We start from the raw sequence: 23,755 nt of genomic DNA, 5'->3' as shown, positions 1-23,755 counted from the left end.
GCTCACAAGGGGGAATCAGGACTGTTTTATGTGGAGATTCCGCTGATTCCGTGCGAGTGAACCGCGTATTGCCTGCGGTTCCGTGCTTTTTCGTGGTCGGCCGGAACTCGTTGGCGTTTTGACGCGCGCCGGAAGCGAAAAGTGTGTATCACCATGCCCACGGAATGTGCCGCGGGCCTCCATCGTCAGACTACTGCGGTTGCGCCCTCCGCGGGGGCGTTGTCGATCACCCGGCTGGGCATTATCGACCGTGGGGCGAGCGGCCTGGGCCGCGGGCCGCGCCCGGTCGAGGAGGGACCCTTCGATGGGCGAGAAGGTCGTGGCGGGTACCTTGGATCTGTCCGATCGGCGGAGTTACCGAAGGAAGCTCCAGCAATGCCTGGAGGGACTGGGGCGGCTGCTGGAGGAGCGGAGGTTCGACCGGCCGAGAAATCTCGTGGGGCTTGAGATCGAACTCAATCTGGCGGGCCCCGACGGCATGCCGAGAATGATGAATGGCGAAGTTCTCCAACGGATCGCGAGCCGGGATTTCCAGACCGAACTCGGGATGTTCAACCTGGAAGTCAACATAGTCCCGCACCGCTTGGAACGACGGGTCTTCGACCGGCTCGCGGAGGAACTTCGCATCGGCCTCGGATATGCCCATCGGAAGGCGAGCGAGGTCGATGCCGGGATCATGATGATCGGAATCCTGCCGACGCTCGGCCGCGCGGACTTGATCTCGGCGAATCTCTCGGACGTGGACCGCTACACCCTGCTCAACGATCAGATCGTGGCGGCCCGGGGCGAGGATTTCGTACTGCACATCGAGGGCGTGGAGCGGCTGCTCTGTACGTCCGCCTCGATCACGCCGGAGGCTGCCTGTACGTCCGTGCAGTTGCATCTGCAGGTGACACCCGCCCGGTTCGCGGATGTGTGGAACACCGCCCAGGCCATCGCCCCGGTCCAGATAGCTCTGGGTGCCAACTCCCCGTTCCTGTTCGGCAAGGAGCTGTGGCGTGAGTCGCGCCCGCCGCTGTTCCAGCAGGCCACGGACACCCGGCCGCCCGAACTGCGGAACCAGGGGGTGCGCCCGAGGACATGGTTCGGGGAGCGGTGGATCGGCTCGGCCTACGAGCTGTTCGAGGAGAACCTGCGCTACTTCCCGCCCCTGCTGCCGATCTGTGACGACGAGTCCCCGCTGCGGGTGCTCGACGAGGGCGGTGTGCCGAGCCTCCACGAACTCGTGCTGCACAACGGCACGGTCTACCGCTGGAACAGGCCGGTGTACGGAGTCGCCGACGGCGTACCCCATCTGCGGGTGGAGAACCGGGTGTTGCCGGCCGGGCCGACCGTCACCGATGTGATCGCCAACGCCGCGCTCTACTACGGTCTGGTGCGGGCGCTCGCCGAGGAGTCCCGCCCGGTGTGGACGCGGATGCCCTTCGCCGCCGCGGCCGAGAACTTCGAGACGGCCTGCCGGCACGGCATCGACGCCGAACTGCTCTGGCCGCGTCCCGGCCGTTCGGGGCAGCTGGCCAGGGTGCCCGTCGTGAAACTCGTACGGGACGAACTGCTGCCTCTGGCGGCCGTCGGACTCGACGCGTGGAACATCGAGCCCGCGGACCGCGACCGCTATCTGGCGGTGATCGAGGGGCGGTGCCGGCGACGGGTCAACGGGGCTTCCTGGCAGGCGGATACGTACCATCGGGCACGGGAGGCCGGGCTGGGCCGGGACGCCGCGCTCGCCGCGACCACCCGGCGTTACGGTGAGCTGATGCACGGCGGGGAGCCCGTGCACACCTGGCCGACCGGGTTTCCGGCGGCCTGACGGGGGCCACACCGTCGCAATGGTGCTTGTTCCCCCACCTGTCACGCATGATCTTCGTACCCGCATTCGAGGCCCTCGACGGAGTCGGCGGCGGCGGGACGGGAAACGCGACTGAAGGCAGGCGTACAGGTGGAGGCGGGGCAGGTGGCCGATTCTTTTCCCCAGCAGGCGGTATCACGGAGGACCCTGAGGTCCGAGACGGTGCTGGTACTGGCTCTCTCGCTGGGCGCGAGCGGAGTCTCCGCACTGATCAGCTTCGTCGGGTCGCTGACAAAGCCAGGTGGTCTCAAGGACCAGGCCGCGACGCTCAACAGCTCGTACGCGCCCGGACGGCCCTGGCTGGATCTCGCCTGGCAGCTGTTCGGCATCACGACGGCCCTGGTGCCCGTCGCCCTGGTGGCGCATCTGCTGGTCCGGGAGGGCGCCGGGCTGCGGACCATCGGTTTCGACCGGAGCCGCCCATGGCCGGATCTGGGGCGCGGGGCGCTGATCGCGGCGGGGATCGGCAGCGCCGGGCTGGCGTTCTACCTGGTGGTCAGAGCCGTCGGTTTCAATCTGACGGTCGTGCCGGAATCACTGCCCCATGTGTGGTGGAAGTTTCCCGTGCTGATCCTCTCGGCGCTCCAGAACTCCGTACTCGAAGAGGTGATCGTCGTCGGCTATCTGCTGCGCAGGCTCGGGCAGTTGGGGTGGACACCGATGGCCGCGCTCGTCGCCAGTTCCGTACTGCGCGGCTCGTACCACCTCTACCAGGGGGTCGGCGGGTTCGTCGGCAACATGGTGATGGGAGTCGTCTTCGTGCTGTTGTACCGGCGGTGGCGGCGGGTCGGGCCGCTGGTCGCGGCGCACGCGCTGCTCGACATCGGGGCCTTCGTCGGGTACGCGCTGCTGGCCGGGAAGGTGGGCTGGCTGCCCACGCCGTGAGGCGGGCACCCGCGCGGACCTGGTGGTGCGGGCGGTGGGCAGGGAAAGGGGTGTACGGGGAGGACCCGTGCGCCCCTTTCGGCTTCGGTGGCGGCGGGAGGAGGAGGGGACCTACCGGGGCTGTCAGACGCCGGTGAGGAGTTCGCCCTCGATGACGGTGACGGCGTCGCCGGTCAGCAGGGTGCGCTCGCCGCGCAGCGCGGTGCGGACCAGGCCCGAGCGGGCCGACGCCTGGAGGCCGGTCAGTTCGTCTCGGCCCAGCCTGGCCGACCAGAAGGGGGCCAGGGCGGTGTGCGCGCTGCCGGTCACCGGGTCCTCGTCGATGCCGACCCTGGGGAAGAAGCCGCGCGAGACGTAGTCGTGGCCGGGGGAGGGATCACTGGCCGCGGCGGTGGCGATGACGCCACGGCGTGAACACGCGGCGAGTGCGGCGAAGTCCGGTGTCAGGCCCCGGACGGTCGCCTCGTCGGCCAGCTCGACGAGCAGATCACCGAGGTGTGTCCCGGTGTCGTGGACCGAGACGGGTTCGGCGCCCAGCGCGGCGGCCAGGCCGACGGGGGCGGCGGCCGGTGTCAGCGGGGCGGTGGGGAAGTCGAGTGTGAGCGAGCCGTCCGGGTGGGCGACCGACGTCAGGATTCCGCAGCGCGCGGTGAAGCGCACGGTCCCCGTCGCCGTGCCCGTGGTGTGCAGGACATGGGCGGTGGCGAGAGTGGCGTGTCCGCACATGTCGACCTCGGTGGTCGGGGTGAACCAGCGCAGTGCCCAGTCCGCCTCGCCGCCCGGCGGAAGGGGGTGGGCGAAGGCCGTCTCCGAGAGATTCACCTCCGTGGCGATCCGCTGAAGCCGGTCGTCTTCGGGGAAGGCCGCGGAATCCAGCAGGAGAACCCCCGCCGGGTTGCCCGCGAAAGGGCGGTCGGTGAACGCGTCCACGATTCGAATCCTCATGGCCATGACCGTAGAGCGGCCGGGAAGAGGGCGACAGGGCCAATCCCGGTGACTTGTCTCATCGAAGCTGGGGGACGTCTCATTGAAGGTGGGTCGACGACGGTCCGTCTCAGCGAAACTGGGCCACTGCTCAATCCGTCTCATGGAAGATGGGCCGAACTGTCCAGCCTCGTTGAAAGTGAGCCAGCCCCGGGCCCGGTCCGGCCCGGGATCCCACCCGTACGCCTGGGCCCTGGCCGCAGAACAGTCGCTAGCTATTTGAGGCTGGCGGAGACGAGGATGCTCGGCGTAATCGGGAGGCGACGTCGGTGACGGATGGGGAACACTTCGCCAGGTGATCGTGATGCAGCCTGTACTGGAGATGAACACCCCCGATGGCTTCGACCTCTGGCCTGTCGCCGAGACCGAGCGGTTCAACTTCCTGCCGCTCAGCGGTGAACTCTCACCCGTCGAGATCGGGACGGCGCTCATGCGCATCGCCGCCTGCAATGACGTGGACCCCGCAGACGATGGCGACCTTCCGCCTCGGCCAGCCGAGCCTCTCAGTGGCTTCCTCCACGGGCTGCTGAACCTCGACAACCTCTATGCGGCGGGCGGCCTGCGTGTCACGGAGATCGCCACGGGCATCACCTTCTCGCCTGGCTGCTGTGACGGACTGGAGGACTGGCCCGACTGGTACCAGGTCCTCGACGGCAGCGGCATCATCGGGTACGGCCACGATCCGCAGCCGTCGCTGGCCGAGCGCCATGGGGATACCATCCGCCTCACCGTCGACACCGACCGGAATGACAGTCCAGTGATCGAACTGTCAGTCACCGAGCTCCGCCAGCTGCTCGCCAGTGCAGAGCACGACCTGACCGAGTTTCTCGCGGCGGCAACGGACTGGGTTTCCGAGCACCTGCCTCACCACTCCGTTCCTCTGGCCGCCGCCCTTGCCCGCGTTCTCGCTCTTCCCGCGCCGGGCATACCGCCGACGCCGCTCGGTACGGAATGGACGTGACTACCGGCATGCGCATGGCCTGGACGCTCAACGGACATGGCTGGGCCAACTGCACAGTTGAAGACGAAAAGGCCCAAGTCGAGCTCACCGCGTCCTACATCACTAACGCCCCAGAGGAGCTCCTGACTGCCGTGGCCCGGCTCGTCTCAGGCGAGACGGACACCCGAGCGCAGTTCGAAGCCGAGCCCACCGCCTTCCGGTGGATCTTCTACCGCCAGGGCGACGACGCCTGGGTTCGCCTCCTGGAATTGCGCCGCGGCAGCGACCACGACAACAAGGGCACCGAAATCTGGTCGAGCCAACTCGACGTCGACGCGCTAGCTCGAGCCGTGATCCGCTGCTTCGACGAGGTGGTTCAGACCTACGACGAGAGCGGCTACCGAGGTAAATGGGGTGAACACTTCCCTCGAACCGAACTCGAAGCCCTCAGACGCCTCTGGAACGCTCATCGACACGGAGGTCAGACATAGCCCAGGGACTGTCAAAAGAGCGGCTCTGTCTCACATTCGGTGGTGACTCTGCGTGGTGTTATCCGAGGAGGATGCGGTGGCGAAGGAGGGTGAAGCCTGCTCGTCCGTGCATCTGGCGGGCAATCCGCTTGGTCTTGGTGTTGACGCCCTCGGTCGGGCCGTTGCTGTACGGGAGTGTGAATGCGGCGATCACAGCGTCGCGGTCTCGCTCGAGACCGCGGGTGAAGGCGTGCAGATACGGCAGATCGGCCGCGCGGACCTGGGCGACCCATCGGTCGAGTGCATCGGCGTTTTCTGGCTGAGGCTTCAGAAGTAGAGCGAAGGTCCGGATGTGGGTTGCCAGTTGGGTCAACTCGGGGCAGGCGGCGGTGAGCCGGGCCAGGAGGTCGTGGTGCTCGGCCTTGAGGTTGTCGGGCCTGGTGAGGAGCATCCGGCGAGTCTGCGTGCGGAGATATGGCTGCGGTCGGCGTCCGCGCGCCCTTGGTTGATGTACTTGTGCAGGAGGTTGAGGCAGCCCGTGAAGCCAAGGGCCTTGATCTCTCCGAAGAGGTGCTGGACGGGGACGGCGGGGTCGTCAGCCCGGCGTTTGCGCAGGTGCTCGCGGTAGGGATCGACGAGGCTGGCGCGGTATTTCGGGACGCGGAGCATCCGCTCGGGCCGGTCGGCTCGGGCATAGCGTTTGACGGTATTCAGGGCCAGATGCAGACGGCGGCCGCACTCGAGGAGACCCACGCCCTGGTCGAGGAGGTCGTGAATCTGGTGCCAGCGCTCCAGGGTGGTCCGTGCGCGGGGCCCGTCATACAGGGGCGCCTCCAGCACGGTGGCCCAGCAGGTGCTGTGCGCCTTGATCTCGCTCAGGGCGGCTTCGCACAGGTTGTGCCATAAATGCCGGCGGTCACCGACCTGCACTGCATCGGGCAGAGCGCGGCGGATGGCCTCGGCGTAGGTCGCCGAGCCGTCACGGCACACGATCTCGACGCTCCGATGTTCGCGCAGCCAGGCTTCCAGAGTGTCAGCCGTGCGGTCGGGCAGCACGTCGATCCGCTCATGGGTCTCGGCGTCGATCACCACGGTGGCATAGCGGTGCCGCCGGCGCAGAGCGAAATCGTCGACGCCGATCACGCGGGGCGCCCGTCCCGTGGGCAACGGAATCCGCAACAGGGCCCGCAGAGCCGTGTGACGCGACAGGCCTACAGCGAGTATCGCCAGTACGCGCGTCCCTGCCCGGCCCGCTAACTCCTTGAATACCGCCTTGACCTGCGCGGTCAGGCGGGTGGTGCGTCGCTGATAACGCTCCAGCACCCCGGGCACCTGCTCGCGGAAGGTGTGACGGCAGCCGTGTGTCGGACAGACCAGACGCCGCACCCGTACACGGACCACCACTCGTCGGCCGTCGACCGGTACGTCGGCCACGGTCCGCCAGTGATACCCGTGAACGCGCCCCGACGAGGCCCCGCACACGGGGCAGGGCGCGGTCTTCTGCGGAGTCCGCGCCCTCACCACGACCCGCTCGCCCTCGTCGACCACATCCTCAATGACCAGCGGAGATATCCCCGCAAATACCATCTGCGCAAGTTGGTTGACATCCATCACATCGATGTCAACGACACTCACCACGCAGAGTCACCACCGAATGTGAGACAGAGCCGAACGTTTGACAGATGACCCGTCGCAGATGATCTGGTCTCGGGGCAGGTCTGTGACCTGTGACGACCAAATCATTTGAGACGCGGGGGCGTCGAAAATCTCAGCTGATATGGACCCTGGTCAGCGGATCGGCTGTCGTTGGCGATATGCCTTCTGCCGGCAACGGTGCGAACAGGTCCGTCGTTGAGCCCGACCGCGACCTGTCGGCAGTGGTCCTGCGCAGACCGTGCAGGACGGTGTGATCTGGGCCGGGGCGAGGGCGGCAGCCCTCGCCCCGGCCGTGTGGAATGAAGCTGCGGGTTCGGGAGGCGGGGGCGAAGTTGGTGGCGGTTTGATGCGCCATCGGTAAGCCTGCTGGCGACAGCGGTGAGAGCAGGTTCGCCGCTGGGGCCGGGAGGCAGTGTGGCCGAGCAGATCTCGCAGAGCCGTGGTGACGGGGGCTGCGACGGGGGTTCCGCTGCTTCAGCCGGGGAGGGAACAGGGCGAGGCGGTGATGCACTTCGCCAGCGGTATGCCTGCTGACGACACGGTTGGGAACACGTTCTCCGTCTCGAAGAAGGACTTCCGGGCGGCAAAGGACGCTCACAGATGGGACACAGGGGTGGTTTGGTTTCCCCGGTCTGGTCGGATCGTTCTTGGCGACGTCGCTGTCGTTCGAGATAAGCGTCCCGACGACAGCGCGATGAGCACAGGTGACGGCGCCGTCCGGGCCTAACCCGCATGGTCTCGCCGCACTGCCGGCAGGGCACTCGCAGCCACTCGCTGAACGGGTGGCGTCTGCGGTATACCTTCTGGCGGCAAGCCTGCGAACAACGCAGAGCCTGACGTCCAAGGATGCCGAGAGGCGGCATGGCGGCCCCGCACTCCAGACAGTGTCGGGTCTCCGGCGTGATCCGCAGGAAGTCCGGATCGCGGCCCGTGACGGCCGCCAGCCGCGACCAACTCGGGAGGCCTCGATGATCGGGCGGTTCGCAGAGGAACATCCGCAGATAGACCGGAATCAGGTGGTTTGCGTGGGCGAGGCGAACGATGAACGCCCGGACTCCTTCGCCGCCTCGCGGGCGGACCTGGACGGGCAGCAGGCGGAGGTTCCCGCTGATCACGCCGCTCTCGACGATGCTCATGAGGCCGGTTTGGACTTCCGGGTCTCGGCCGCGCGGTCGAGTTTCACGTTCTGCAGGGACTTGCGGGTGATCTTCTCGGTGCCGTCCAGGATGGCGTCGAGGGCGGCGCCGCGGATGAGGTGGGACAGCGAGCCGATCATGCCGCCGGTGCGGTCGTGGAGGTAGTGGGCCAGCCCTTCCAGAGTCCCCGGCTGGTGGTGGTGCAGTCGTAGGGCCTGTTCGAGGGTGGTGACCAGGCCGTTCCACTCCTCGGTGCGAGGGAAGGCGACGGTTTCGATGACTCCGAACCGGCCGGCGATCTGTCGTCCCCGGGTGCCGTCGAACAGTCCGTTCGCTTCCAGGTCGATTCCTGCATAGACGAAGGTGGCGGGGATGCGCTCGGAGAAGTACTTCAGGGTGTCCGAGACCTCGGCGCCGCTGCGGGTCGTGAGGGACAGGTTGTGCAGCTCATCGACACACACGACGCTGACTCTCGCGTCGATGAGGACACCGCAGACGGCCTCGATCACGTCGGTGATGTTGGCGCGGACGGTGACGGGCAGACCCAGGAATCGGGCGAACTCCACGGCTAGCATGCGTGAGGTCGCGGCGGGTGGGACGGTGACGTAGACGACAGGGATGCGGCCGCCGATGCCCGGGTGCTGACGCTTGTCGATGGCCTCGATGGTCTTGCCGAACTGGGTCAGCGCGGTGGTCTTCCCGGTGCCGGCCGGGCCGGACAGGATCAGGCCCCGGCGGGCACTGATCGCATGGCGATTCAGCAGGGTCAGCCGCCTGCCGGTATGAACGACGGTGCGCAAGGTGGAGGTCGCGGCCACGGTCAGACGCGTGTGGTAGTCGAGACGGCTGTCGTCGTAGTCCTGCCGCGCGTCCGGGTCCAACCCGGCGAGGATGTTGTCGGGCAACAGGTCGGGCGGGACCGGATCTTGAGTGGTGAACTCTCGCCAGCCCTCCAAGGTCGTGAGGTAGCGGTGCAGTTCGTCCTGATCCAGGGCCTGTCGCCATCCGGCCTGCCGACCGGGTGCCGGCTGCTGATCGGTTGCGGTCACCATCGCTTGTCAGCCTCCTTGAAGGGGTCGAAGACGCCGAGCGGGATGACATTCGCGACCGGATCGTCCTGCGTGTTGTCCGCTTCCTCGTCGTCATGAGGCTGCGGGTCGTCTGCCCGGGGCGGCTTCGGCGGCCGAGGCCCGGTGCCTTCGGCGGCGGCCCTGGTCCGGGCGGCGACTCTCCGGCCGCGCCGGGATGGCCGCTTCCCGCCGCTGCCAGGGCCCTGGTTGGCCCGGATCAGAAGCTCTGCGACCGCCTGGGTGATCTGTTCCTCGGTCGGGTCACTCTCGCCCTTCTGACGCAGGTCGGCCGCGGCGTGGTCCCAGGCCAGATCGCCGAAGGGCTGTGGGACGGTGCCGAGGTGCTTCCAGGGGACGGGAATCCAGCCGCCCTCCCAGTGGTTGCGGACCCAGATCCAGCTGGCGTCGTAGGGGTCGCGGTGGATCTCCCACAGGTTCTTCTTGCGGGCGACCCCGGAGGGCTGGCGCCGGAAGGGGCCCAGATCCGCGCAGTCGTAGATGCGGTGGCTGATCTTGATGCCGTAGGAGTTGACCGCCCGCCAGGTCACGGGCAGCAGTTCGACGTAGTCGTCCCCGGTCAGGGCCAGGGGAACATAGTCGGCACTCTCGAGAAGGCTGGCGTACTTCTGGTTCGGCGTGAAGGTGCGGCCGGGACTGCCGGGATCCCGGAGCCCGTCATGCTGCCTGTTCTGCCAGTGGATGAGCCACTCGTCCAGAAGTGCCTGGATCTCCAGCATCGACCACAAGGGCTCGTCCTCGATGTTCCGTCCGCGATGCTCGGCCGTGCGGCCCAGGTAGCCGGAAAGGAACTGGCAGAACAGCGTGGCCACCGATTCGAGCGTCCGCTCGATGTGGGGCTTCTCCGCAGGTGAGCGTGGATGGCAGGGTTGAAAGTTGATCTCCAGGGTTCGGCATGCGGCGCGAAAGTTCTCAGAGATGAAGGCCTTGCCCCGGTCGCAGACAATGGTCTCCGGGATGATCACCGGCCGGGCCGCCGCGTGTTCCAACCGCTCGTCCAGCGACAGCAGCCTGCGGTGCGGCAGGACGGAACGGGACATCTTCAGCGCATCTGACCAGCCGGGCCGCATCAGCTCCGGGGTCAGAGCACGGGCCAGCAGCAGGGAGGCGTCCACCGACTTGGTGGTGGGCCGCACGACCGCGGCGGCGATGGTGCGGGTGGCGACATCGACCAGGCCGCAGAGCTCGACCCTGCCGGGCACCCCTTCCTCAAGCCGCACCAGCACGTCCAGCGGGGTGGAGTCGATCTGCATCAACTCGCCCGGCGCCGCGACCTGCTCGTAACGGAACGGCCCCTCCGGCTGGTTGGCCAGCGACTGGCGAGTGCGGGCCGACCCGGTCACCGAGATACCGCCGGACAGCTTCGTGAACAGGCGGTAGAACGTCGCCCGCGACGGCATTTCCACCACGTTCTCGCCGTGCTCGGCGGCCAGGATGCGGCCAGTCCGCCAACGCGCGTACTCGATCGTGCGGGTGGACGCCGGGACGCTTTCCGCAATGGCCTGGCGCATCGCCGCCACCACCCGAGGATCGGCCCGGCCCAGCAGCGAAGCGTGCGGGGCGAGGCGATGGTCCACCACCGCGGCAACCCCGCCGGCCTCATAACGCTGCCGCTTGCGCTTGACCGTCCGTGCACTGATCTCCTCGCCCAGAACGGCCAGCTCCGCGGCCTTGGCCCGCTCGCGTTCCGCAAGCGACCGGCACGAAGGGTCGTATTCGGGCCGGGGCAGAGTTCCCTCCGGAGCATCCGGCGGCAGACCCGTCAGAACCTCGACCAAGTGGTGCTGCCACCACAACGCCCGCTCCGCAGCCTTCTCCGGGAGATGGTCCAGTAGCGCTGCCGAGCCGAGAGCGGCCCGCTCGCCGGTGCCGAGAACGGCGAAGTCCTCGGCAGCCTGGAGATGAACCTGGTCGATGAGCATGCCCGCGCCATGAACATCAGCCAGGCGAACCCGCATCCCGGTCAGCGCGACGACCGTGTACGTACTCCTCTCGAACCTGACCCGATCACCCAGCCGCAGCCGTCCCGGACGCGCAGACCTCACGCTGTCCTCCCCGTCGCCAGGCTGACGAGCGTCCCACCGCCCAGCGGACGCGAGACCAGATCGGCCGTCAGTTCGTGCTTCCAGAGCAGGTGATAGAGCGTCGGCAGCACCGCCTCCCGGTCACCGACACGGTCCGCCCCGATAAAGAGCCGCTGCGGTTCGACGAACAGCTGCCGCAACAACGCTGCTACCGACGCCCGATAGCAACGAAGGTGCCGGTAGCGCGCCAGCCAGCGCAGATTGGCTTGGAACGGCTGCCCCAAGTCCCCAACCAGCCGGAACTGCCACCCCACCGTCGCGCAGACTCCCTCGGTGAACGCGAAGACCCCGGCCGCCTCCTCGTCGACGAGGCTCTCCGGACGGACATCGACCACCACACCAGTGCCGTCAGCCAGCCGAGCGAAGTAGTCCGGGGTGTGCTGATGATCCCGTTCGCCATCCCACCAGGTCAGACTGAAGGGCTGCGAGGCCAGGGCAACCACGGAAGGGTCGAAGTCCAGGGCCATCGCGGCGTCCCGCTCGACCCACGACTCGTAACCCACCAGGTCACGCGAGGTCGCTGCCCAGTAGTCACCCGTGAAGTTCTTCTGTCCCTTGAACGCGATGAACTTCCTGACCGGGGCGGCACGTTCGAAAGGCTCATCCCAGTAGCGGGCCAGTGAACCAAGCCGCCCGACCCCGTCGACGCCAACGAACCCCACCTGTACGTCCGACGCGTACTCCCAGGCGGATCCAGCCTCCGCAGGCTCGCTCACGGCCACCTCCCCGACGCGCTCCCCCCTGCTGTAAGCGTCGGCCACCCGGTGCGATGCCATGCCCCGGATCCAGAAGGCGTCACCCCATCGAGCGACCACCGGTTTCGTACACCGCAAGAAGCAGATCACTTGAGACCACAGACCAGGCCCTCTCGTACGAGTAGAGAGAACGGCACAGGTTCGCGGCCCCCTCAGTCGATACAGAACTCGTTGCCCTCGATGTCCAGCATCGGGATGCACGCATCGTTGCCGTCGTACAGCGTTTGCACGTGTACCGCGCCAAGCGGGACCAACCGTGCACATTCGGCCTCGAGTGCGGCGAGCCGCTCTTCACCCACGAGTCCAGTGCCGACCCGCACATCAAGATGCACCCGGTTCTTGGCGGCCTTCCCCTCGGGGACGCGCTGGAAGTACAGCCGCGGGCCCACACCGGAGGGATCAATGCAGGCGAACCACGAATCCCGCTGCTCAGATGGCTGCGAGCCCTTGAAAGCGTCCCAAGTGGCAAACCCCTCCGGCGGCGGTACGACGTACCCCAGCACCTCGCACCAGAAACGAGCGAGGCGTTCAGGTTCTGCGCAGTCAAAGGTGACTTGGAACTTCTTGATCGACGTCATCGACCCACCATATTGGCGCGTGTCGTTCACCGAAATCCCCGGGTTCCACGGCAGGCGGGCCGAGGTCTCGCGTGACATGAGCAGCGTCAACGGGCCAGATCACCTGGGACGACGAGCGAATCGGACCAGGTCATCTGAGACAGGGGCCAATTCGCGTGAGACGGGACAACAGACCCCATCGAGACCTTGCCGAACGAGTATTAGCGATATATCGTTGGCGTATCGCGACAGATCAACGATTGAAGGAGTCGACGATGCGTTCACACGGACACGAGCATGAGCACGGACATGGGCATGGCCACCACCAGGGACCGCCGCGGTGGGACCGGGGAGACTTCGAGGAGCGGCGGGCCGCCTTCGGGGCGTTCGGGCCGCCCTTCGGCGGCGGTGGTCCTTTCGGTGGTCCCTTCGGCGGCGGACGCGGTCGTGGCGGCGGCAGGGGACGGGCGCGGCGCGGTGATGTGCGCGCTTCGATCCTGGCGCTGCTGAAGGACCGGCCGATGCACGGATACGAGATGATCCAGGAGATCGGCGAGCGCAGTGGTGGGGCCTGGCGGCCCAGCCCGGGTTCGGTCTATCCCACGCTCCAGCTGCTGGAGGACGAGGGGCTGATCACCAGCGCGAGCGAGGGCGGCAAGAAGCTGTTCACGCTCACCGACACCGGTCGCGCCGAGTCCGAGAGCGGACCGGACGCGCCCTGGGAGGAGGCCGGGCGCGGGATCGACTGGGAGAGCGCCAACGAGATCCGGCACGCCGGGGCCGGTCTGATGGAGGCCTTCGCCCAGGTCTGGAAGACCGGCTCGGCGAATCAGCGGCAGAAGGCGCTCGGCGTCGTCAACGACGCGCGCAAGCGGTTGTATCTGATCCTCGCCGACGAGGACTGAGCCGGTCAGAACCGGACGGACGGCGGAACGTGAGGAGACGGGCCCCGCGGCGGCGGCGCGACCGCGGGGCCCGTCGTGTGTTCTGGTGCGTATTCGGGGTACGGGGCGGGTCTCCCGGGCCGGGGAAGGTTCCTTCTCGCGCGTTTTCGTGCCTGTTCGTGCCTTCTCGTCCGAGGAATCGGCGCCGCGAGGCGCGCCCGACTCGTCCCCGGAGTCTCCGGGCAAGGCGGCGCGCGCGGTTTTGCCGGGTGAGTTCCGGATACATGCCGATCTCATCCGCGAGGAGGAGGAACCACTCTCATGCGCCCAACCAGGGTGGGACGCGCGAACAGGTCTCTCCGGGGATGCTCCCGCGCCGGGCGGCTGATGGGGTGAGAGGTGTGCAAAACCGGACACCGCGGATTCCTCGACAGCCCGCAGCGGACCGTGCCGAACTCGACGCCGACCTCACCCCGGAGCTGTCCTCGGTCGTGACGGGCGCCCGCAGGCGCGCGCTGCGCGACGGGGACCGGCAGATCGACACGGCCCATCTGCTGCACTCCCTCATCGAGTCGGACGCCGAGGTGCGGGCCGTCTTCGACGGCGGCCCACAGCTTGCCAAGGTGCTCGGCTATCTCGTCCAGCGCAGCATCGGTTACGGCCTCCGGTGGCAGAGCTCCGTCGAGGACTCCGGAGCCGTTCCCGTGGTCCCGCAGCCAGGTGCCGGGGGTCCCTCGCTCCCGAAGGTGGGGTGGTCGGTCCCGGCGGTGGCGGCCATGGACGGCGCGCGGGCCCGTGCGGATCGGCGGGGCGCGGCGAGGGCCACCGGGCTCGACCTGCTGGCCGTGCTGGCCGTGCTGGCCGGGAGTGCCGCGCCGTGGACGTACTGGAGCGAGCGGGCGTCGACACGGCGCTGCTGGCCCGGCGTGTCGCGGACCGGGCGGAATCGCGGACGCCGTCGCCGCACCGGGGTGGGGGCGCGGACGGGGCGGGTGACGGACTCGGTGGCGGTGCGGGCGGGGTGTACGAGACGTACGAGACCGGCGGCGCGCAGGAGTCGTAGTCGTACAGGATCGATGGTGTGCGCGTGACACATGGGGTCGACGGTGCGCGTGAGGCGACGAGGCCGAGGGGCAGCCGGACGAGGCTGACACCCGCGTCTCGCGGTGACGGCCGGGCCGGGCGGAGCGAAGTGACAGGTGTGACAGTGGTGACGGTCCTGTTGGTGCCTGTCATGATGTGCCGATGCTCGCGTCTCAGGGAAGAAGCGCCGGCCTGGGACTCGCCCTGGTGTCGGCCTTCGCGTTCGGTGGTTCAGGGGTCGCGGCCAAGCCGCTGATCGAAGCGGGGCTCGATCCGCTGCATGTGGTCTGGCTGCGCGTGGCCGGCGCCGCGCTCGTCATGCTGCCGGCCGCCTGGCGTCATCGGCGTCTCGTACGCGAACGGCCCGCGTTGCTCGTCGGGTTCGGCCTGCTCGCCGTCGCGGGCGTCCAGGCCTGCTACTTCGCCGCGATCTCCCGTATCCCCGTCGGAGTGGCCCTGCTCGTCGAGTATCTGGCGCCCGCGCTGGTCCTCGGCTGGGTCAGGTTCGTACAGCGTCGCGCCGTCACCCGGGCCGCGGCGGTCGGCGTGATCCTCGCGGTCGGTGGCCTCGCCTGTGTGGTCGAGGTGTGGGCGGGTCTCGGTTTCGACGCGGTGGGGCTGCTGCTCGCTCTCGGCGCGGCCTGCTGTCAGGTGGGCTACTTCGTACTGTCCGACCAGGGGAGTCGGAACCCACCCGCCCTCGGGGACGCTCCCACCCTTCCGGCCTCCCCCGGGCCCCCGCACCCGGTCGGTGTCATCGCGTACGGGCTGCTGATCGGTGCCGCCGTCCTCACGGCCGTCGCCCGCCCCTGGGGCATGAACTGGTCCCTTCTCGGCGGCGACGCGCGCATGGACGGCGACGACGTTCCCGCGGTTCTGCTGTTGCTGTGGATCGTCCTGTTCGCCACCGTGCTCGCGTACGTCACCGGAGTGGTCTCCGTACGCTTGCTCTCCCCGCAGGTGGCCGGAGTCGTCGCCTGTCTGGAGGCGGTCATCGCGACCGTGCTCGCCTGGGTGCTGCTCGGGGAACACCTCTCCGCGCCGCAACTGGCGGGCGGTTGCGTGGTGTTGATCGGTGCGTTCATCGCCCAGGCGGCGACCCCGAAGGCGCCGCCCGGCCCGTCGGCGTCGGGGGTGGGAGCGGATGCGGAGGCGGGGGCAGGTCCGGCCCCTGGCGCGGCGCCGGACGTGGACGGAGGAGCGCTGCCGGTCGGTCGTACCGAGCGATGAGGATAGGAGCGATCAGGGTGCGTCTGAGTCGCGGAGACCGTCGGATCGCCCCCGACGTCATGCTCCGTCTCGCGGGTCTGTGACCATCCGGTCGGCGACAACAGGGTTGTGACGTGGATCGCGAGGCTGAAGACTCAGGCGGTCCAGGACAATACTGAACGAGGTGACTGCGACCCACTACGTCACGCCCCTACGTGAGGGCGGTTCGCTCCCCGGGATCGTCGAGGCCGACGATCCCGGCACGTACGTCGTGAAGTTGCCCAACTGGTGAGCTGACCTGCGGTGTCGGGGTTCTGGGGCTCTCCGAACCGGAGGGATGCTTCGATGGCGATCGCGCGGGCCGTGTTGTGCGTCAGCCGGTGAACCCCGGCACCACCAGACCCGATTCGTACGCGATCACCACCGCGTGGGTCCGGTTCTGCGCGCCGAGCTTGGTCAGCACGTTCCCGACGTGCGTCTTCACCGTCTCCAGGCTCACCACGAGCGACTGTGCGATCTCCGGGTTGGACCGGCCGGTGGCAACCAGCCGCAGCACCTCCTCCTCCCGCTCCGTCAGCGCCGCCTTCGGCAACGCCTCGGCGGAACTCAGCGGGCGGGCGGCGACCATCCGGCGCAGGGCTGCCGGGAAGAGGACCGCTTCCCCCGCCGCCACCACGCGTACCGCCTCGGCGATCTGCCGGACCGGAAGCCGCTTGAGCACGAACCCGCTGGCCCCCGCACTGAGCGCCGCAGTGACGTAGCCGTCGTTCTCGAAGGTGGTGATCACCACGACCTCCGGAGGTTCGGCCGGCTCGGCAAGGAGTTGCCGGGTGGCCTCGATCCCGTCGCGACGCGGCATCCGCACATCCATCAGGACCACGTCCGGCCGCAGCCTCCGCACCTGCTCGACGGCCTCGACGCCGTCGGCGGCCTCCCCGACCACCGAGATCCCCGGCTGCGCCGCGAGCAAGGTGCGCAGACCGCTGCGGGTCACCTCGTCGTCGTCCGCGATCAGGAGGGTGACGGGGGTACGGGCAGGGCTGGTGGCGGCGGGTGGGAGCGGGAATCCGTCATGGCGGCTGAGCTCGCGTCGATGGCGGTCATGCCGGCAGCCGTACCGGCAGCCGTACCGGCAGCCGTACCGGCAGCCGTACCGGCAGCCGTACCGGCAGCCGTACCGGCAGCCGTACCGGCAGCCGTACCGGCAGCCGTACCGGCAGCCGTACCGGCAGCCGTACCGGCAGCCGTACCGGCAGCCGTACCGGCAGCCGTACCGGCAGCCGTACCGGCAGCCGTACCGGCAGCCGTACCGGCAGCCGTACCGGCAGCCGTACCGGCAGCCGTACCGGCAGCCGTACCGGCAGCCGTACCGGCAGCCGTACCGCCAGCCGCCAGTGCCGCGGCCCGTCCGGGCCGACCTCGATCTCACCGTGCAGCGGCCGCACGCGCTCGGCCAGCCCGGGCAGGCCGTGCCCGGACGTCCGGAAGGCACCCACGCCCGTACGCATGCCCGCGCCCGCCCCATTGACCACAACGAGTGCAAGGCAGTCCGGCAGGGCCGTCACCCGGACCCCCGGACCCTGGCCGACCTGCCCGAGCTGCTCGGCACTCCTGGCCGCGATCACCCTCGGTTACTATGCTCACTTCACGCCGGAGGCCGGAGGCAAGAGGCGCACTGTCATCGACGGACTCCTCGGGAGGCAGGGAGAACCACATGCCGTTCGAAACTCCCCAGACTTTCCTCAGAGCCGTTGACGGGCGGTTCACGCTGCTGCTCCCCTCTGAAGTCGGACATGAATTGCAAGGCTGAATAGACGGGTGGCCTGGGAAAGTGCTTACGGAAGTGACAGCGACCCGCTACGTCACGCCCCTGCGTGAGGGCGGTTCGCTCCCCGGGATCGTCGAGGCCGACGATCTCGGTACGTACGTCATGAAGTTCACCGGGGCGGGGCAGGGCCGGAAGACCCTCGTCGCGGAGATCATCTGTGGCGAGCTGGGCCGACGGCTGGGGCTCCGGGTCCCCGAACTCGTCACCATCCAGCTCGACCCCGTGATCGGACTGGCGGAGCCGGACCAGGAAGTGCAGGAGCTGCTCAAGGCGAGCGGTGGACTCAATCTGGGGATGGACTACCTGCCGGGTTCCATCGGATTCGACCCGCTCGCCTATCAGGTGGACCCGGCGGAGGCCGGCCGGATCGTCTGGTTCGACGCCCTGATCAACAACGTCGACCGGTCCTGGCGCAACCCCAACATGCTGGTCTGGCACAGCGACGTCTGGCTGATCGACCATGGTGCCACGATGATCTGGCACCACAACTGGCCGGGCGCGCGGGCCTCGGCCGCCAAGCCGTACAACGCGTCCGACCATGTCCTGGCCCCCTTCGGTCCCGACATCGAGGCCGCCGCCGCCGAGCTGGCCCCCCGGGTCACCGAGGAACTGCTGACCGAGGTGGCCGCCGACGTGCCCGAAGCCTGGCTGATCGACGAACCCGGGTTCGATACCACGGAGGCACTGCGCCGCGCCTATGTGAAACCGCTGCTGGCGCGCGCCGGCACGATCCACGAGCGGATCTCGATGGACGCGCCCAGGCCCGGCCCGCCGTCCCGGGCGCCCGGCTGGCTCACCGAGCACCTGACCCCCTGGCCGCATCCGACGAAGAAGGACCGGCAGGAAAGGGAAGCGGCCGCCGCGGAGCGCGAAGCGGTCCGGAGCGGCGCCGGTGACGTCGGTGGCGTCCGCGCCGTCGGCGACGCGGGCGGCGAGCGCTGCGGGAGCGACAACGAGAAGGACGGTAAGCGGTGAGCGGGCGCGATGTATTCGAGTACGCGCTGCTGCGTGTCGTACCGCGGGTCGAGCGGGGCGAGTGCTTCAACGCCGGGGTGCTGGTGTACTGCCGTGCGCGGTCCTTCGTCGCGGCCCGTACCCATCTGGACGAGGACAAGCTGAGGGTGCTGGCCCCGGACGCGGACCCCGCCGGGGTGCGGGCCGCGCTGCGCGCCGTCGAGGGCCTGTGCGACGGCGGCGCGGCGGCGGGACAGGCGGCGGGCGACGACCCGGGGCGACGGTTTCGCTGGCTGGTCGCACCACGTTCCACGGTCGTGCAGCCGGGCCCGGTGCACAGTGGCCTCACGCTCGATCCGCAGGCCGAGGTCGAACGCCTGCTGGAGCTGCTGGTGCGCTGAGGGCGGCTCGGGCGGCGGCGCCCGTGGCGGCCGCTGACGGTGCGGCACCGCTCCGGCCACCACGCCCGGAGCGGTGCGACATGGCCGCTGTTCCGGTGGGCCGTTGACACCGGGTGCCATGGCTTCTAGCGTCTCGTCTGCTGAAGGTACTAAGCGGTTGCTCAGTCATCGGGAGTTGTGTTCCGCCCGGTCGGTCATGCCGGAGGGGCGGGCTCCGAGGTCCGCTGAACCGCGACCCAAGGGCGAGGAGAGCCAAACATGTCCACCACCGAGCAGCGCGTCGCCATCGTGACGGGAGCGGCGCGAGGCATCGGCGCCGCCACCGCCGTGCGCCTGGCGGCCGAGGGCCGCGCCGTCGCCGTACTCGATCTCGACGAGGCGGCCTGCGGGGAGACGGTCGAGAAGATCACGACCGCCGGGGGCACCGCTCTCGCCGTCGGCTGTGACGTGTCGGACAGCGCCCAGGTGGAGGCCGCCGTCGCGCGGGTCGCGACCGAACTCGGCGCGCCGACGATCCTGGTCAACAACGCGGGCGTGCTCCGCGACAACCTGCTCTTCAAGATGAGCGAGTCCGACTGGGACCTCGTGATGAACGTGCACCTCAAGGGCGCCTTCCTGATGGCCAGGGCGGTGCAGAAGCACATGGTGGACGCCGGGTTCGGCCGGATCGTCTCGCTGTCGTCGTCCTCGGCGCTCGGCAACCGGGGGCAGGCCAACTACTCCGCGGTCAAGGCCGGACTCCAGGGCCTCACCAAGACACTGGCCAAGGAACTCGGAAAGTTCGGCGTCACCGCCAACGCCGTCGCCCCCGGCTTCATCGTCACCGAGATGACCGCGCGGACCGCCGCCCGCATCGGCATGGGTTTCGAGGAGTTCCAGGCCGCAGCCGCCACCCAGATCCCGGTGCAACGGGTCGGCCGGCCCGAGGACATCTCGAACGCCATCGCCTTCTTCACCGGTGACGACGCGGGCTTCGTCTCCGGACAGGTGCTGTACGTCGCCGGCGGACCGCTCAACTGAACCCGGGGGAGGCCGACATGACTGTACGGGACAGCGGACGGGTCGCCCTGGTGACCGGGGCGAGCCGCGGGATCGGATACGGCATCGCCGAGGCGTTCGTCGCCCGCGGCGACCGGGTGTGCGTCACCGGACGTGGTGAGGGGGCACTGAAGGAGGCCGTCGAGAGGCTGGGACCCGACCGGGTGATCGGGGTGGCGGGCAAGGCGCACGACGAGGCGCACCGTGCGGCGGCCGTCGCACGCACGATGGAGGCGTTCGGCCGCGTCGACCTCCTGGTCAACAACGCCGGCACGAACCCGGTCCTCGGCCCCATCGCGGAGCTGGACCTCGACGTGGCCCGGAAGGTGTACGACACCAATGTGCTCTCGGCGCTCGGGTTCGCCCAGCTGACCTGGGAGGCGTGGCAGAAGGAGAACGGCGGGGCGATCGTCAACATCGCCTCGATCGCGGGGATCGGCGCCTCGCCGTTCATCGGCGCGTACGGCATGAGCAAGGCCGCCATGATCAATCTGACCCTCCAGCTGGCGCACGAATTCGCCCCGGTCGTCAGGGTCAACGCGATCGCGCCCGGCGTGGTGAGGACCAGGTTCGCGCAGGCGCTGTACGAGGGGCGGGAAGCGGAAGCGGCGTCCGCGTACCCGCTCGGACGCCTCGGTGTTCCGGAGGACATCGCGGGCGCCGCCGCGTTCCTCACCTCGGACCAGGCTGCCTGGGTCACCGGACAGACGCTGGTGGTCGACGGCGGCATCTTCCTCAACTCCGGCATGGGGTGAGGTAGTTGCGTCACAGGCGCGTCGAGCGTCCTGTCGGGGCCGGATGCGGCCCCGGCAGGACGTCGCCGCCGCTCCGGCGAGCGGACGCGCGAAGGCGGGTAGCTCGTCGCGGAACCGGCTGTCGGTGAGCGTTGTCAGTGGCCCCCGGTAGGTTCTGTGATCGAGAGCCCGATGCACAACGGAGGTTGTTGACGTGACCGCTACCGACCTGCTGCCCGAGTCCTGGCGCGGCGTCCTCGGCGAGGAACTGCAGAAGCCGTACTTCAAGGAACTCGTCGACTTCGTCGAGGACGAACGGGCGAAGGGACCGGTCTACCCGCCGCGTGAAGAGGTCTTCGCCGCCCTCGACGCCACGCCCTACGACCGGGTCAAGGTGCTCGTCCTCGGCCAGGATCCGTATCACGGTGAGGGGCAGGGCCACGGTCTGTGCTTCTCCGTGCGGCCGGGTGTCAGGACCCCTCCGTCGCTGCGGAACATCTACAAGGAGATGAAGGAGGAGCTGGGCCTCCCCGTCCCCGACAACGGCTATCTGATGCCGTGGGCCGAGCAGGGGGTGCTGCTGCTCAACGCGGTGCTGACCGTACGGGCGGGCGAGGCCAACTCGCACAAGGCCAAGGGCTGGGAGAAGGTCACCGACGCGGTGATCCGCGCGGTCGCCGAGCGGCCCGACCCGGCGGTCTTCGTGCTCTGGGGGAACTACGCCCAGAAGAAGCTCCCGCTGATCGACGAGGAGCGCCACGTGGTGGTGAAGGGGGCGCACCCTTCACCGCTGTCGGCCAAGAGGTTCTTCGGCTCCCGGCCGTTCACACAGATAAACGAGGCCGTCGCCGCCCAGGGGCACGAGCCCATCGACTGGCGCATCCCCGACCTGGGCTGATCCACCCGCACTCGCACCCACCCGCGTCCGGCCGGCAGCCGTCCGCCGCCGCCCGGACCCGTGCGGGACGTCCGGTGGCGGGCCGACGGCCGCCCCGTGGTCCACGGCGGGCGCGCGTCGAAGGGCCCTCGGGTACCTCGCCGTCGTTGTCGGGACGCCCGTACGTGTCCGGCGTGCGAGCGTCCTCCCCCCTTTCCGCCCCACACCTCCAGGTCCCTTCCGTCCCGCGGTCCGCCGCACCCGTCGCCGCGCGCCGGTCCACCAGGCGTCACGGAGCACCCCTTAGCGTCGGGACCGACCGGAACGGGCCGGACGGGGCGTGAGGGAGACCGAGATGACGGAGCGGCAGGATGCGCCGGCGGAGACGGTGCCGACCAGGATCGGCCAGGCGGTCATGCTGCTGCACGGCGGCGACCGGGAAGAGGCACGCAATCGTCTCGGCCGGCTCTGGTCGCAGTTGGGGGAGGGCGGTGACCCCCTCCACCGCTGCACCCTCGCCCACTACATGGCCGCGGCCCAGGACGATCCGGGGGACGAACTGGCGTGGGACCTGAGAGCGCTTGCCGCCGCCGACGGGATGACGGACGAGCGGACGGCACGCGGTCAGGACAGGCTCGCGGCACGGGCGTTCTACCCCTCGCTCCACCTCAGCCTCGCGGCGGACTACGTCAGGCTCCACCGGCCGGACGCGGCACGCCTCCACCTGGACCGGGCGCGGGCCGCATCCGACGCCCTCGTGGACGACGGATACGGCGAGGACGTGCGCGCGGCCATCGCACGGCTGGAGCGGCGGCTCGGAGAGCCGTGACGTGTGCGGGGACACGGGTGCGGGGTCGCCCTGACCGGGCCGTTCATCCGCGGAGCCCGGTCTCCGGCCCCTCCGGCTCCCCGGCCGACGGACCCCGCACCTCGCGTTCGTACACGCGGACCCGGCACCTCGGGTCCGCACGTGCTCAGCGGCCGTACGTCTCCTCGCAGATGCGTGCCTGGGGACTGTTCGCCGGCCACCGCCCGTATCCCCGCCCGAGCGCGCACACGTCCGCGCCACCGACCGGGCCGCCGGGCAGCGTGAGGACGGGCGCGGGCCGGGTGTCCGGCGCGCGGTGGTGGTGCGGGTTCGTCGTACCGGTGTGGTGACGTCGTGGCGGGTCCGGCTCGGCGGGCCCGGCCGCCGGGGACTGCCGCTCGGTGGTCGGCCGGATGTGCGACGGGACCGGGTCCGGTACCGCCTCCAAGGTGTCCCTGACCGGTGGCCGCGCGATCTGCGGCGCCACGTTCCGGTCCGGGTGGCTGATCCCGGTACGGGCCGGGACGCCCTGCTGCGGCGAGACGGACACACAGCCGGAGAGGGCGGTGACCGCTGCCACCCCCACCAGGAACTTCGCGATGATTCTGGTTCGATGCACCTGGACAACTCTGCTGTGCGGACGGCCCGTCGAGGGAGCCCTCCGGGCAGGATTGGCCCGCATGAGTGACCCCGGCCGGCGCAACGGACGAGCCCCGCACGTCGCGACCGTCCTGGCCCCCAGCACGTCCGTTCGCCCGGGCCTCGCTCGCTCGGGTGCTCGGGCGGTACGTCCGGCCGACCGGTCCCGGTTCCGTGGCCGGTCGCGCCCGACCGGTCCCCAGGAGAGTCCCGGTCCGTGGGCGGTCAGTCGCCGGTGACCCCGTCGATCCGCTCCCGTACCAGGTCGGCGTGGCCGTTGTGCCGGGCGTACTCCTCGATCATGTGGGTGTAGATCCACCGCAGGTTGTACGGCTCGCCCGCGCGGCTCAGACCGGCCGACAGATCGTCCAGCCCGGCCTTCGCGGCGAGTTCCCGGGCCCGCGCGATCTCGGCCTGCCAGGTGGTGCGGGCCTCCTCCCAGGTGTCCCGCTCGGCGAGGTGGAACTCGCCGTCCGGATCTTCGGCGGTGCCGTAGATCGGTGGCACGTCCTCGCCCGCGAGCACCGCACGGAACCAGCCGCGTTCCACCTCGGCCATGTGCCGGACCAGTCCGAGCAGGCTGAGTTCAGACGGGGGTACCGATGCCTGCCGCAACTGGGCGTCGGTGAGACCGGCGCACTTCAGCACCAGGGTCTCGCGGTGATAGTCGAGCCAGCCCTCCAGCATGGGGCGTTCGGCGGCGGTGAAGGAGGGTTCGGACCGTTCGTCATGAATCATGTCCGTCATCCTCCGCCATCGCCCACCCGGTCGGCCAGGCGATATCCGCGGCCGGCCGGCCGGTGCGGCGGCGGACGCCGCCGTCGGAGGGCTCCGGCGGCGCACGTATGCTGCCCAGGCGCAGGAGCGCACGGGACACGGCGTTGAGGGAGACCCAC

Annotated in this window: 21 protein-coding genes and 2 pseudogenes; 13 read left to right on the top strand and 10 right to left on the bottom strand. The window is 69.3% G+C overall.

Annotated elements, in window-relative coordinates; translation table 11 throughout:
- The first annotated feature begins 304 nt into the window (after nucleotides 1-304).
- Both PZB75_RS02700 and PZB75_RS02695 read left to right on the top strand, forming a co-directional pair.
- Nucleotides 305-1,810 carry a glutamate-cysteine ligase family protein gene (locus PZB75_RS02700; RefSeq protein WP_275533673.1) on the top strand — a complete coding sequence of 502 codons (1,506 nt, stop codon included), beginning with the start codon at nucleotides 305-307 and terminating at the stop codon, nucleotides 1,808-1,810.
- A gap of 144 nt (nucleotides 1,811-1,954) precedes the next feature.
- Complete coding sequence (locus PZB75_RS02695) at nucleotides 1,955-2,734, top strand: type II CAAX endopeptidase family protein (protein WP_275533672.1); 780 nt, start codon at nucleotides 1,955-1,957, stop codon at nucleotides 2,732-2,734.
- Nucleotides 2,735-2,857: 123 nt separating this feature from the next.
- On the opposite strand, the gene PZB75_RS02690 is transcribed toward PZB75_RS02695, so the two are convergent.
- Nucleotides 2,858-3,679, bottom strand: a complete 822-nt coding sequence (locus PZB75_RS02690; protein ID WP_275533671.1) for a PhzF family phenazine biosynthesis protein — start codon at nucleotides 3,677-3,679, stop codon at nucleotides 2,858-2,860.
- Between the two features lie 343 nt (nucleotides 3,680-4,022).
- On the opposite strand from PZB75_RS02690, the gene PZB75_RS02685 reads away from it, so the two are divergent.
- A complete protein-coding gene (locus PZB75_RS02685; protein ID WP_275538557.1) occupies nucleotides 4,023-4,679 on the top strand; it encodes a hypothetical protein in 657 nt (218 codons plus the stop codon).
- Nucleotides 4,676-5,149: a hypothetical protein gene (locus PZB75_RS02680; protein WP_275533670.1), complete on the top strand. Its 474-nt coding sequence runs from the start codon at nucleotides 4,676-4,678 to the stop codon at nucleotides 5,147-5,149. Before PZB75_RS02685 ends, PZB75_RS02680 begins: the two co-directional genes overlap by 4 nt.
- A gap of 58 nt (nucleotides 5,150-5,207) precedes the next feature.
- Here PZB75_RS02680 and PZB75_RS02675 read toward each other — a convergent pair.
- From PZB75_RS02675 to PZB75_RS02655, 5 genes and pseudogenes are all read right to left on the bottom strand, one after another.
- Nucleotides 5,208-6,748: pseudogene (locus tag PZB75_RS02675) on the bottom strand (ISL3 family transposase).
- Nucleotides 6,749-7,916: 1,168 nt separating this feature from the next.
- The gene (locus PZB75_RS02670) at nucleotides 7,917-8,972 is read right to left on the bottom strand and encodes an ATP-binding protein (RefSeq protein ID WP_275533669.1); all 1,056 of its coding nucleotides are present in this window, start codon (nucleotides 8,970-8,972) and stop codon (nucleotides 7,917-7,919) included.
- Nucleotides 8,966-10,930, bottom strand: a complete 1,965-nt coding sequence (locus PZB75_RS02665) for an integrase (RefSeq protein ID WP_275533668.1) — start codon at nucleotides 10,928-10,930, stop codon at nucleotides 8,966-8,968. The genes PZB75_RS02670 and PZB75_RS02665 overlap by 7 nt, the downstream gene beginning before the upstream one ends.
- A 119-nt stretch (nucleotides 10,931-11,049) precedes the next feature.
- Nucleotides 11,050-11,808 (bottom strand): TnsA-like heteromeric transposase endonuclease subunit, encoded by a 759-nt coding sequence (locus PZB75_RS02660; protein ID WP_275533667.1) that lies wholly within the window; start codon nucleotides 11,806-11,808, stop codon nucleotides 11,050-11,052.
- A gap of 191 nt (nucleotides 11,809-11,999) precedes the next feature.
- A complete protein-coding gene (locus tag PZB75_RS02655) occupies nucleotides 12,000-12,425 on the bottom strand; it encodes a VOC family protein (RefSeq protein ID WP_275538556.1) in 426 nt (141 codons plus the stop codon).
- A gap of 254 nt (nucleotides 12,426-12,679) precedes the next feature.
- Here PZB75_RS02655 and PZB75_RS02650 point away from each other — a divergent pair, with 254 nt between their 5' ends.
- From PZB75_RS02650 to PZB75_RS02640, 3 genes and pseudogenes are all read left to right on the top strand, one after another.
- Nucleotides 12,680-13,309 carry a PadR family transcriptional regulator gene (locus PZB75_RS02650; protein ID WP_275533666.1) on the top strand — a complete coding sequence of 210 codons (630 nt, stop codon included), beginning with the start codon at nucleotides 12,680-12,682 and terminating at the stop codon, nucleotides 13,307-13,309.
- Between the two features lie 380 nt (nucleotides 13,310-13,689).
- Nucleotides 13,690-14,351, top strand: a pseudogene (locus PZB75_RS02645) (Clp protease N-terminal domain-containing protein).
- Between the two features lie 182 nt (nucleotides 14,352-14,533).
- Nucleotides 14,534-15,601: an EamA family transporter gene (locus tag PZB75_RS02640; RefSeq protein ID WP_275533665.1), complete on the top strand. Its 1,068-nt coding sequence runs from the start codon at nucleotides 14,534-14,536 to the stop codon at nucleotides 15,599-15,601.
- Between the two features lie 352 nt (nucleotides 15,602-15,953).
- On the opposite strand, the gene PZB75_RS02635 is transcribed toward PZB75_RS02640, so the two are convergent.
- Both PZB75_RS02635 and PZB75_RS02630 read right to left on the bottom strand, forming a co-directional pair.
- Nucleotides 15,954-16,595 carry a response regulator transcription factor gene (locus tag PZB75_RS02635; RefSeq protein ID WP_275538555.1) on the bottom strand — a complete coding sequence of 214 codons (642 nt, stop codon included), beginning with the start codon at nucleotides 16,593-16,595 and terminating at the stop codon, nucleotides 15,954-15,956.
- 85 nt (nucleotides 16,596-16,680) lie between these two features.
- Nucleotides 16,681-17,205 (bottom strand): hypothetical protein, encoded by a 525-nt coding sequence (locus PZB75_RS02630; protein WP_275533664.1) that lies wholly within the window; start codon nucleotides 17,203-17,205, stop codon nucleotides 16,681-16,683.
- Nucleotides 17,206-17,411: 206 nt separating this feature from the next.
- On the opposite strand from PZB75_RS02630, the gene PZB75_RS02625 reads away from it, so the two are divergent.
- From PZB75_RS02625 to PZB75_RS02600, 6 genes are all read left to right on the top strand, one after another.
- A complete protein-coding gene (locus PZB75_RS02625; protein WP_275533663.1) occupies nucleotides 17,412-18,383 on the top strand; it encodes a HipA family kinase in 972 nt (323 codons plus the stop codon).
- On the top strand, nucleotides 18,380-18,763 hold the full coding sequence (locus tag PZB75_RS02620) for a DUF3037 domain-containing protein (RefSeq protein ID WP_275533662.1): 384 nt from the start codon (nucleotides 18,380-18,382) through the stop codon (nucleotides 18,761-18,763). Before PZB75_RS02625 ends, PZB75_RS02620 begins: the two co-directional genes overlap by 4 nt.
- Before the next feature lie 258 nt (nucleotides 18,764-19,021).
- The gene (gene fabG / locus PZB75_RS02615) at nucleotides 19,022-19,783 is read left to right on the top strand and encodes a 3-oxoacyl-ACP reductase FabG (protein WP_275533661.1); all 762 of its coding nucleotides are present in this window, start codon (nucleotides 19,022-19,024) and stop codon (nucleotides 19,781-19,783) included.
- A gap of 17 nt (nucleotides 19,784-19,800) precedes the next feature.
- The gene (locus PZB75_RS02610) at nucleotides 19,801-20,556 is read left to right on the top strand and encodes an SDR family oxidoreductase (protein WP_275533660.1); all 756 of its coding nucleotides are present in this window, start codon (nucleotides 19,801-19,803) and stop codon (nucleotides 20,554-20,556) included.
- Nucleotides 20,557-20,749: 193 nt separating this feature from the next.
- Nucleotides 20,750-21,433 (top strand): uracil-DNA glycosylase, encoded by a 684-nt coding sequence (locus PZB75_RS02605; protein WP_275533659.1) that lies wholly within the window; start codon nucleotides 20,750-20,752, stop codon nucleotides 21,431-21,433.
- A gap of 334 nt (nucleotides 21,434-21,767) precedes the next feature.
- On the top strand, nucleotides 21,768-22,241 hold the full coding sequence (locus PZB75_RS02600; RefSeq protein ID WP_275533658.1) for a hypothetical protein: 474 nt from the start codon (nucleotides 21,768-21,770) through the stop codon (nucleotides 22,239-22,241).
- Nucleotides 22,242-22,386: 145 nt separating this feature from the next.
- Here PZB75_RS02600 and PZB75_RS02595 read toward each other — a convergent pair whose 3' ends face one another.
- Nucleotides 22,387-22,839 (bottom strand): hypothetical protein, encoded by a 453-nt coding sequence (locus PZB75_RS02595; RefSeq protein WP_275533657.1) that lies wholly within the window; start codon nucleotides 22,837-22,839, stop codon nucleotides 22,387-22,389.
- A 245-nt stretch (nucleotides 22,840-23,084) separates the two neighbouring features.
- Nucleotides 23,085-23,597 carry a DinB family protein gene (locus PZB75_RS02590; RefSeq protein ID WP_275533656.1) on the bottom strand — a complete coding sequence of 171 codons (513 nt, stop codon included), beginning with the start codon at nucleotides 23,595-23,597 and terminating at the stop codon, nucleotides 23,085-23,087.
- Nucleotides 23,598-23,755 lie beyond the last annotated feature (158 nt).

Source organism: Streptomyces sp. AM 4-1-1 (genome assembly GCF_029167625.1).
Classification (GTDB): domain Bacteria; phylum Actinomycetota; class Actinomycetes; order Streptomycetales; family Streptomycetaceae; genus Streptomyces.
The sequence above is the reverse complement of the archived record's forward strand: the minus strand, read 5'-3'. Positions and strand labels throughout refer to the sequence as shown.

What these genes read in the sequence shown, in the direction of transcription:
- PZB75_RS02685 (WP_275538557.1), top strand. Translation starts at nt 4,023, where the DNA reads ATGCAGCCTGTACTGGAGATGAACACCCCCGATGGCTTCGACCTCTGG.
- fabG (WP_275533661.1), top strand. Translation starts at nt 19,022, where the DNA reads ATGTCCACCACCGAGCAGCGCGTCGCCATCGTGACGGGAGCGGCGCGA.
- PZB75_RS02700 (WP_275533673.1), top strand. Translation starts at nt 305, where the DNA reads ATGGGCGAGAAGGTCGTGGCGGGTACCTTGGATCTGTCCGATCGGCGG.
- PZB75_RS02600 (WP_275533658.1), top strand. Translation starts at nt 21,768, where the DNA reads ATGACGGAGCGGCAGGATGCGCCGGCGGAGACGGTGCCGACCAGGATC.
- PZB75_RS02670 (WP_275533669.1), bottom strand. Translation starts at nt 8,972, where the DNA reads ATGGTGACCGCAACCGATCAGCAGCCGGCACCCGGTCGGCAGGCCGGA.
- PZB75_RS02650 (WP_275533666.1), top strand. Translation starts at nt 12,680, where the DNA reads ATGCGTTCACACGGACACGAGCATGAGCACGGACATGGGCATGGCCAC.
- PZB75_RS02640 (WP_275533665.1), top strand. Translation starts at nt 14,534, where the DNA reads ATGCTCGCGTCTCAGGGAAGAAGCGCCGGCCTGGGACTCGCCCTGGTG.
- PZB75_RS02655 (WP_275538556.1), bottom strand. Translation starts at nt 12,425, where the DNA reads ATGACGTCGATCAAGAAGTTCCAAGTCACCTTTGACTGCGCAGAACCT.
- PZB75_RS02610 (WP_275533660.1), top strand. Translation starts at nt 19,801, where the DNA reads ATGACTGTACGGGACAGCGGACGGGTCGCCCTGGTGACCGGGGCGAGC.
- PZB75_RS02690 (WP_275533671.1), bottom strand. Translation starts at nt 3,679, where the DNA reads ATGAGGATTCGAATCGTGGACGCGTTCACCGACCGCCCTTTCGCGGGC.
- PZB75_RS02590 (WP_275533656.1), bottom strand. Translation starts at nt 23,597, where the DNA reads ATGATTCATGACGAACGGTCCGAACCCTCCTTCACCGCCGCCGAACGC.
- PZB75_RS02665 (WP_275533668.1), bottom strand. Translation starts at nt 10,930, where the DNA reads ATGCTCATCGACCAGGTTCATCTCCAGGCTGCCGAGGACTTCGCCGTT.